Source organism: Nocardioides sp., assembly GCF_035481145.1.
Lineage (GTDB): Bacteria > Actinomycetota > Actinomycetes > Propionibacteriales > Nocardioidaceae > Nocardioides.
This window is the reverse complement of record NZ_DATIHB010000104.1, coordinates 1-8,653: the sequence shown is the minus strand read 5'-3', so window position 1 is coordinate 8,653 and position 8,653 is coordinate 1. Positions and strand designations below refer to the sequence as shown.

At 71.6% G+C, this 8,653-nt stretch carries 7 protein-coding genes; 4 read left to right on the top strand and 3 right to left on the bottom strand.

Going from position 1 to position 8,653, the window contains the following annotated elements:
* Positions 1-2,090, bottom strand: a 2,090-nt coding sequence (locus VLF38_RS09145; RefSeq protein WP_325270959.1) for an AAA family ATPase, incomplete at its 3' end; no start/stop codon positions are given.
* Between the two features lie 104 nt (positions 2,091-2,194).
* On the opposite strand from VLF38_RS09145, the gene VLF38_RS09140 reads away from it, so the two are divergent.
* Positions 2,195-3,103, top strand: a complete 909-nt coding sequence (locus tag VLF38_RS09140) for a diacylglycerol/lipid kinase family protein (protein WP_325270958.1) — start codon at positions 2,195-2,197, stop codon at positions 3,101-3,103.
* Between the two features lie 48 nt (positions 3,104-3,151).
* Positions 3,152-3,829, top strand: a complete 678-nt coding sequence (locus tag VLF38_RS09135; protein ID WP_325270957.1) for a pirin family protein — start codon at positions 3,152-3,154, stop codon at positions 3,827-3,829.
* A gap of 150 nt (positions 3,830-3,979) precedes the next feature.
* Here the strand turns inward: VLF38_RS09135 and VLF38_RS09130 are convergent, their stop codons facing one another.
* Together VLF38_RS09130 and VLF38_RS09125 are read right to left on the bottom strand one after the other, a co-directional pair.
* Entirely contained in the window at positions 3,980-6,001 is a 2,022-nt protein-coding gene (locus tag VLF38_RS09130; protein ID WP_325270956.1) for an NADPH-dependent 2,4-dienoyl-CoA reductase, read from the bottom strand.
* Complete coding sequence (locus VLF38_RS09125; RefSeq protein WP_325270955.1) at positions 5,998-6,564, bottom strand: PadR family transcriptional regulator; 567 nt, start codon at positions 6,562-6,564, stop codon at positions 5,998-6,000. The genes VLF38_RS09130 and VLF38_RS09125 overlap by 4 nt, the downstream gene beginning before the upstream one ends.
* A gap of 103 nt (positions 6,565-6,667) precedes the next feature.
* On the opposite strand from VLF38_RS09125, the gene VLF38_RS09120 reads away from it, so the two are divergent.
* Both VLF38_RS09120 and VLF38_RS09115 read left to right on the top strand, forming a co-directional pair.
* Positions 6,668-7,147, top strand: coding sequence for a DUF4396 domain-containing protein (locus tag VLF38_RS09120; protein ID WP_325270954.1), 480 nt, complete (start codon positions 6,668-6,670; stop codon positions 7,145-7,147).
* 124 nt (positions 7,148-7,271) lie between these two features.
* Positions 7,272-8,420 (top strand): CaiB/BaiF CoA-transferase family protein, encoded by a 1,149-nt coding sequence (locus VLF38_RS09115; RefSeq protein WP_325270953.1) that lies wholly within the window; start codon positions 7,272-7,274, stop codon positions 8,418-8,420.
* The last annotated feature ends 233 nt before the right edge of the window (positions 8,421-8,653 follow it).

The window sequence follows — 8,653 nt, the reverse complement described above, 5'->3', positions numbered from 1 at the left end:
TATCGGCGGGCGGCCGTCTCGTGGTCCCCGTTGGCGGCGGCGATGTCGCCGAGGGCGTGGAGGGCGTAGGCCGCCAGGAGCGTGCGTTCGCCGGCGATCCGCTCCAGGCTCGACCGCCACGGGAGGGTCTTCTCGAGCTCGCCGCGTGCGATGTGGCCGTCGACGAGGCCCGCGAGCACGAAGCCGAGGCCGGCGTTCCAGCCGTGGGTCCGCTGGTCGAGGGTCGCCTGGAAGTCGCGCTCGGCCTCGGCGGTGAGGCCCATCCGGGACCGCGCGGTGCCGCGGCACGCGGCGATGTTGGCGAACTCGAGGACAGATCCGCGCCGCTTCGCGTTGTCCATGGCCTGGGTGAGGAGCCGGTCGGCCTCCTCGAGGGCGGAGGACCAGATGAGCGAGCAGCTGGCCATGAAGACGGCCGTGCCATCGGCGTTCGCGTGCTCGAAGAGGGCGCCGCGATCGATGGACCGGAGCGCCAGCCGCCGGGCCTCGGCGGCGGTTCCGCCGTCGGCGACGGCGAGAACAGCGGCGGCCGCGAGCGCGCGGCGGTCGTCGGGCGTGCTGTTGTCGCGGGGCTCGCCGACGAGGCGCTCGAACTGCTCACGGGTCTCGCTCGCCGGGGAGCCCATGATCAGGTGCGAGAAGACGGCGCGCTCGGCGAGGACGTGCGCGGCAGGCGTCCCGTTGCTGGGCATGTCGTCGAGCGAGCCGAACGTCGATCGGGCCTGGGCATGCTCGCCGGCGACGAGCAGCGCGTCACCCTCGGCCGCGCGCAGTGAGGCGAGGACCTCGGGGTCGTCGGTCAGCGAGCGCGCCCGGCGCCAGGTCTCGCGCGCCGCCTCGATCTCGCCGAGTGCGGCGAGGGCGGCGGCTGTGCTGGCGAGCAGGGGGGCCTCGGTCGCCGTCACGGGTCCCTCCGCGAGCGCCCGTTCGAAGCAGCGGCGTGCATGCTCGGGGTCGCCTGCCGAGAGCGAGTGGCGCCCCTGCTCGGCCAGTCGCTCACGCGTGTCGGGGTCGTCCCCGGGCGTCGTGAGGCAGAGGTGCTCGGCGACGACGGAGCGTGGGGCGCCGCGACGGGAGAGCACGCCGGCACACCGTCCGTGCAGGTCGGCCGTCTCTGCTGCACTCAGTGCGGCCAGGACGGCGTCCGCGATCAGGGGGTGGCGCAGCCGGTGGGCGCCCTCGACCCGCTCGGCGAGCTGGGCGGTGGCGAGCAGGGCGAGGTCCTGGACGACGGTGGCCGGTGGCAGGCCGGCGAGCTCGGCGACCGCCCCGGTGGCGCCGTGTGTGCCGAGCACCGCAACCGCCGAGGCCGTGTCGAGCGCGGTGGCCGAGAGCCTCCGCAGGCGGCCGGTGATCGCGCGGACCAGCGACTCGGGGACGTCGTCGCCGCCGTGCGTGATGACCTCGCCGACGAAGAGCGGCACGCCCCCGGTGACCGTGTGGATCCGGTTCGCCTGCGCCGGGTCGAGCCGGTGCTGCTCCAGGAGGGTGGCGACACCGCCGACCGTCAGCGGCCCGGGCCGCAGCACCCGGCTCACCTCACGCAGCCGCGCCAGCGACTCCGGGCAGGTGGCCTCCTCGCCCACACGGACGGTGTAGGCCAGCACGCACGACAGCTGCCGCAGCGCGGGCGCGAGGAGGTCGAGGACCTGGAGCGAGGCCTCGTCAAGCCACTGCGTGTCGTCGACCGTCAGCAGGAGCGGGCGATCCGCGCAGAGGTCCTCGAGCACCCAGCGGGCGCCGTACGCCAAGTCCCCCAGCGTGCGGGATGCCCCGTCGGCCAGGGCCGCCAGCGCCGCGCCGGGTCCGTCGAAGGGGTGCTCGCCCGCTCGGTGGCGGTGCGCGAGCGGGCCGAACCAGTCGCGCAGCACGCCGTACTCGAGGGTGTGGCTCATCGGCGTCGCGCGCACGTCGAGGGTGCGCCAGCCGTCGCGAAGGGCGGCGTCCCGTAGATGCCACAGGAGCCGGGACTTGCCCATGCCGGGAGGCGCTTCGAACACCACCAGTTCCCCATGACCGCCCCGGGCGCGGTCGAGAAGCCGCCCGAGAGTAGCGGTCTCCGCGTCCCGCTCGATAAGTCGGGAGCGCATCCTTCGATGATGGACCTCTGGGGGACATCTGGGGAGTGCAACTGTGCAAATAGGTCGACCGGACTAGACCGATACTGGGGTCACCCCAGTGCCATGCTTGACCGGTGACGTACACACTCCTGGTCAACCCACGTGCCGGCGGTGCCGCCGTGGCTGCCGCGGACGATGCCCGCGCTGTCCTCGAGGGAGCCGGCCGTTCGGTGGAGGTGGTGAGCTGCGAGGGCTCCGCGGCCACCCGTGCGGCTGTCTCCGCAGCCTGTGCCCGGGGTGACGTCGTGGTCGCGGTGGGCGGCGACGGCACTGTCTCGTCGGTCGCAGGCCTCGTGACGGAGCGGGGTGGCGTGCTGGGCCTCGTGCCGGCGGGACGCGGCAACGACTTCGCGCGGATGCTGGCGATTCCGGGCGAGCCCGGCGATGCCGCGCGCGTGTTGCTGGATGGCCGGGTGGAGCAGGTCGACCTGATCGCGTGCACCGTGCCGGGGGTGGCTGGGGGCGCCGCTCATGCGGTGGTCGGCTCGGTCTACGCAGGCGTCGACGCGCGGGCCGTCGAGCTGGTCGAGCGGATGCGATGGCTGCCCACGTTCCTGCAGTACCCCGTCGCCGCGGTCCGAGCGCTCGCCACCTACACGCCCGTCGACATGGAGGTCGTCGTCGACGGCGTCAGCCACTGCTTCGGTGCCGCGACGGTGGTGGTCGCCAACTCGGCGTACTACGGGGCGGGGATGCAGATCGCGCCCGACGCCTCGGTGACCGACGGCCTGCTCGACGTCGTGGTCGTCGCCTCCTCGTCGCGTCGCGCCTTGATCACCGCGATGCCGACGATCTACCGCGGGCGCCATGTGCTCCGTGACGATGTGGTGGTCCTGCGCGGCAGGGTCGTGGAGGTCCACGGCAGTCCCCGCGTGCCGATGGGAGGCGACGGTGAGCCGCTGCCCGACCTCCCCGCACGCGAGGCCGCCCCCGCCCGGATCGAGGCGCTGCCCGGGGCCCTGAAGGTGCTCGTCCCCGCCTGACGGTTCCGGTGGGAGAGGACCCGGGTTCTGGTGGGGGAGGATGGAGCCATGTCCCTGGAGGTACGCCGCGGCGGCGCGCGCTTCGTGACCGTCGAGGCCGGGCGAGAGACCCGGCACTCGTTCTCGTTCGGACCGCACTACGACCCCGCCAACCTCGGTTTCGGCCTGCTCGTCTCGCACAACGACGACCTGCTCGCGCCGGGGGCGGGCTACCCCGACCACCCGCACCAGGAGATCGAGGTCGTCACCTGGGTGCTCTCCGGAGCGCTCGCGCACCGCGACTCCGTGGGCTCGTCCGGCGTGCTGACGCCTGGCGAGGTGCAGGTCATGTCGGCGGGCACAGGGGTGGTGCACTCGGAGCTCGCCGCGCCCGATGCGGGGGAGACCCGCTTCGTGCAGACGTGGGTACGACCCGATGCCTGGGGAGCGACGCCTTCCTACGCTTCGGCCGTCGCCGACCCGGGGCCCGGCTGGACCGCGGTCGTCGGCGGGGACGGTCTCCCGATCGGCGCATCGGGAGCGACGCTGTGGATCTCCGCGGCCGCCGCCGGCGACGCGCTCGTCGTACCGGAGGTGGCGCACGCGCACCTCTTCGTGGCGACCGGAGCCGCGTGCCTGGGGGACCTCGAGCTGGCCGAGGGGGACGCCGTCCGCTTCACGGGTGAGGGCGGCGACCTGCGTGTCGTGTCGCCGGGCGGGTTGATGCTCTGGACCTTCGACGCCTGACCCAGACGCGGGTCTCAGTGCGCCATGACCCGGGTTTCGGCGGACCAAAACCCGGGTCAGCACTCGCTGCGCTCGTGCACTCCGCCCTCGCTCGGCCGAGATCGAGCAAGCTCGACTCGGCGCTCGCTCAGTTGCCGTATCGACGGTGCATCAGAGAGCGGCGGCGGTCTCCGTGCCCTGGAGGATCGCGCGCTTGGCGTCCAGCTCGGCGGCAACATCGGCACCGCCGATGATGTGCAGCCCGGGGCGGTCGGCGACGTGGAGCTCGTCGTACAGGCCGCGGACCGACTCCTGGCCGGCGCAGATGACGACGTGGTCGACGTCGAGCACCTGCTTCGACACCTCGCCGTCCTTGGTGGTCACCGTGATGTGGAGGCCGGCGTCGTCGATCAGGTCGTACGACGCACCGCTGATCTGGTGGACGCCGTCCTGCTTGAGGTGGGCCATGTGCGCCCAGCCCGACGTCTTGCCCAGGCCCTTGCCGATGCGCTCGGCCTTGCGCTGCAGCAGCCAGACCTCACGGGCGGGCGTGCGCGGCTTCTTCTCGGTCAGGCCCGCGGGGTCCATGGTGGCGTCGCCGACGCCCCAGTGCGCCTTCCACTCGTCGAGGGTCTCGTCCTCGTGCGTCAGGAAGACGGAGATGTCGACACCGATGCCGCCCGCGCCGATCACGGCGACCTTCTTGCCGGGCACGACGCGCCCCGCGAGCACGTCGGCGTACGACACGGCCTTGGGGTGGTCGATGCCCGGGATCGCCGGCGTGCGCGGCTCGACGCCCGTGGCGATGATGACCTCGTCGTACGCCGCGAGCGTGGCCGGGTCTGCCGTCGTGTTGAGGCGGAGGTCGACGCCGAGGACCTCGAGCATGCGGCCGAAGTAGGCCACGGAGTCCTTGAAGTCCTCCTTGCCCGGCACCTCCATGGCGAGGCGGAACTGGCCGCCGATCTCGGCGTTCTTCTCGAAGAGGGTGACCGCGAGGCCCCGCTCGGCAGCGGCGACCGCAGCGGAGAGGCCGGCGGGGCCTGCGCCGACGACGGCAACGGTCTTCTTCGAGCGCGTGGGGGAGAGGACCAGCGTGGTCTCGCGGCCGGCGCGCGGGTTGACCAGGCAGGAGACCTTCTGGTTCTTGAAGGCGTGGTCGAGGCAGGCCTGGTTGCAGGCGATGCAGATGTTGATCTCGTCCTCGCGGCCCTCGGCGGCCTTCTGCACGATGAAGGAGTCGGCGAGGAACGGGCGCGCCATCGAGACCGCGTCGGCCTTGCCGTCGGCGAGGATCTCCTCGGCCATCTGCGGGGTGTTGATCCGGTTGGAGGTGATGACCGGGACGTTCACGTGCGGCTTGAGCGCCGCCGTGGTGTCGACCCAGGCGCCCCGGGGGACCTGCGTGATGATCGTGGGGACGCGCGCCTCGTGCCAGCCGATGCCGGTGTTGAAGATGTCGACGCCGGCCTTCTCGAGCTCCTTGGCCAGGGTGACGATGTCGTCCCAGCTCTGGCCGCCCTCGACGAGCTCGAGCAGCGAGATGCGGTACTGGAGGATGAAGTCCGGGCCGACCTTCTCGCGTGTGCGCTTCACGATCTCGATGGGGAAGCGCATCCGGTTGGCGGCCGAGCCGCCCCACTCGTCGGTGCGCTTGTTGGTGCGCTCGGCGAGGAACTGGTTGATCAGGTAGCCCTCGGAGCCCATGATCTCGACGCCGTCGTAGCCGGCCTTCTGCGCGAGCCAGGCCGAGCGGGCGAAGGCGTTGATCGTCTTCTCGATCCGCTTCGCGCTCATCGCCTTCGGCTTGAACGGGTTGATCGGCGCCTGGATCGCACTCGGGGCCAGCGAGAACGGCTGGTAGGAGTAGCGTCCGGTGTGCAGGATCTGCATGACGATCTTGGCGCCGTGCGCGTGCACGGCGTCGGTGATCTCGCGGTGGTGCATCGCGTCCTTGCGGGTGCGCATGCCACCGGCGAACGGCTTCACCCAGCCCTGCCACTCCGGCGCGTAGCCGCCGGTGACGATCAGGCCGACGCCGCCCTGCGCGCGCTCGGCGAAGAACGCCGCCTGCTTCGGGACGTCGGAGACCTTGTCCTCGAGGCCGTTGTGCATCGAGCCCATGACCACGCGGTTGCGCAGCTCGGTGGTGCCGACCTTGAGGGGCGACAGGAGGTGGGGGTAGTTGCTCATCGTGATTCCTTCTCGGGTCGCCCTGCACGGCGCTCGTGGGTGGAGATGTACTCGTCGAGGAAGCCGATCCAGCCTTCCTCGACCCGGACGCCGGCACGCAGGACCAGGTAGCGGTCCAGGTGGGTGTCCGAGAGCTCTTCGGGGTGGGGGAACTGCCGCTCGAGCATCTGCTCGTACGCCGCGTGGCGCGCCTGGTGCTCGGCCCGCTGGGCGCGGGCCATGTCGAGCACGGCGGCCCGGTCCCCGGCGTACGACGCACCGCGGAGCTTCACGGCCAGGTCGCTGCGGAGGGGGGCGGGGGCGGGTGCCTCGACCAGCCAGGCGGCGAGGACCTTCTCGCCGAGCGGGGAGACGGCGTACACCTTGGTGTCGGGCTTGCCGTGCTGTGGGACGACGGTGGAGGTGAGCCAACCGTCGGTCTCCATGCGGGCCAGCGTCCGGTAGATCTGCTGGTGGGTCGCGGACCAGAAGTAGCCGAACGACTTGTCGAAGCGGCGGGTGAGCTCGCTGCCGCTCGCCGCGCGTTCGCGCAGGGAGACGAGGAGAGCGTGCTCGAGGGCCATGGGTCGAGTGTGCGACACCTATGCAACAAGTTGCAAGCCCTGCGGCGCTGCGATCCGCGCCACGTCTTGGAATATACCCCCGGGGGGTATATGTTCTCCTGTCGTGAACACGAACTCCTGGCGCACCGCGATCTCGGCGACCCTCCACTGCCTCACCGGCTGCGCGATCGGCGAGGTGCTCGGCATGGTGCTGGCCACCTGGTGGGACTGGGGCGACGCCGCCTCGATCGCCCTCGCCGTCGGTCTGGCCTTCTTCTTCGGCTACCTGCTGACCTTCGTCGGCGTACGACGCTCGGGCGCCGACGTGCGTACGGCGGTCCGCACCGCACTCGCGGCCGACACCGTCTCGATCCTGGTGATGGAGGTCGTCGACAACGGGATCCTCCTCGCCGTGCCCGGTGCGATGGACTCGATGCTGACCGACTGGTTCTTCTGGGTGTCGCTGGGTGCGGCCCTCGCCGTCGCGTTCGTCGTGACCGTCCCGGTCAACCGCTGGATGATCGAGCGGGGCCTGGGCCACGCGGCGGTCCACCACCTGCACGAGGGTCCCGGCGCGGGTCACGCCGGTCACGCCGGCCACTGACGGCCACTGACGGCGGCTCGGACCGCTTCCGCGCGGCAACTGGTCTTGATCGGCAGCAATCCGGCGCGAAAAGCTGCCACTCAAGACCAGTTGCTGGAGCAAGTGCCGGGTACAGTCCGTACCCATGAGCATCGAACTCGGTCAGGGCACCGGTCCACTGCGTGGCATCAAGGTCGTCGAACTCGTCGGTATCGGCCCCGGGCCGCACGCCTGCATGACCCTCGCCGACCTCGGCGCGGACGTCATCCGCGTCGACCGGCCGGGCGGGCAGATGCTGTCGTTCGGCGAGAAGGACTTCATGGCCCGCGGTCGGCCGTCGGTCGCGCTCAACCTGAAGGACCCCGCCGGAGTCGAGGCGGTCCTCCAGCTGATCGCGGACGCCGACATCCTCATCGAGGGCAACCGCCCTGGGGTCACCGAGCGCCTCGGCCTGGGCCCGGAGGAGTGCTGGGCCCGCAACCCGAAGCTCGTCTACGGCCGGATGACCGGCTGGGGCCAGGACGGGCCGCTCGCGCCGACGGCGGGCCACGACATGAACTACATCTCGATCGCCGGGGCACTCTTCGGCCTCGGCCAGGACGCCGCGAAGCCGCACTTCCCGGCCAACCTGCTCGGTGACTTCGGCGGCGGCTCGTCGTACCTCGTGATCGGCGTGCTCGCGGCCCTGCTCGAGGCGCGCGTCTCGGGCAAGGGCCAGGTCGTCGATGCAGCGATCGTCGACGGCACGGCGCACCTCAACGCGATGGGCGCGATGATGGTCGGCACCGGGCTGGCGCAGGCCGACCAGCGTGCGGCGGGCATGCTCGACGGCGGCGCCGCCTTCTACGGCGTCTACGAGACTGCCGACGGCCGGCACATGAGCGTCGGCGCGATCGAGCCCCAGTTCTACGCGGCCATGGCGGCCCTGCTCGAGCTCGATGAGGACGGTCCGCAGCAGTTCGACGCCGACGCGCTGCGCCCGGTGCTGGTCGAGAAGTTCAAGTCGAAGAGCATGGCCGAATGGGCTGCGATCTTCGACGGGACCGACGCCTGCGTGGCCCCGATCCTGACGATCCCGGAGGCCGCGGAGCACCCGCATATCAAGGCCCGCGGTGTGTACGCCGAGGTCGGCGGCATGCTCCAGCCCGCTCCCGCCCCACGCTTCTCGCGCACCGAGCCGACGCTCAGCACGCCCGCGGTCGGAGCAGGTGCCAACACCCGTGAGGCGCTCGCGGCCTGGGGCGTCGAGGACGTCGACAAGCTGATCGAGTCCGGCGCCGCCATCCAGGCGTGACCACAACTGCACGTTCGACTGACCACACGCGCACGTTCGGCGCCGAACCTGCAGTTGTGGTCAGTCGAACCGTTCGTTGTGGTCAGCCGACGGAAGCGGGGACCGGCGCGTAGTCCTCGGCGCGGAACTTCGCCCGGGAGCGGTACTGGACGCCGAGCCAGGGCCAGTTGGTCGTGATCCGGCCGTCGGCTTGGCGGTACCAGGAGTGGCAGGCGCTCCAGACCGAGCCGGTC

Coding starts and splice junctions, on each gene's coding strand:
- VLF38_RS09135 (WP_325270957.1), top strand. CDS start 3,152: ATGTCCCTGGAGGTACGCCGCGGCGGCGCGCGCTTCGTGACCGTCGAG.
- VLF38_RS09130 (WP_325270956.1), bottom strand. CDS start 6,001: ATGAGCAACTACCCCCACCTCCTGTCGCCCCTCAAGGTCGGCACCACC.
- VLF38_RS09125 (WP_325270955.1), bottom strand. CDS start 6,564: ATGGCCCTCGAGCACGCTCTCCTCGTCTCCCTGCGCGAACGCGCGGCG.
- VLF38_RS09115 (WP_325270953.1), top strand. CDS start 7,272: ATGAGCATCGAACTCGGTCAGGGCACCGGTCCACTGCGTGGCATCAAG.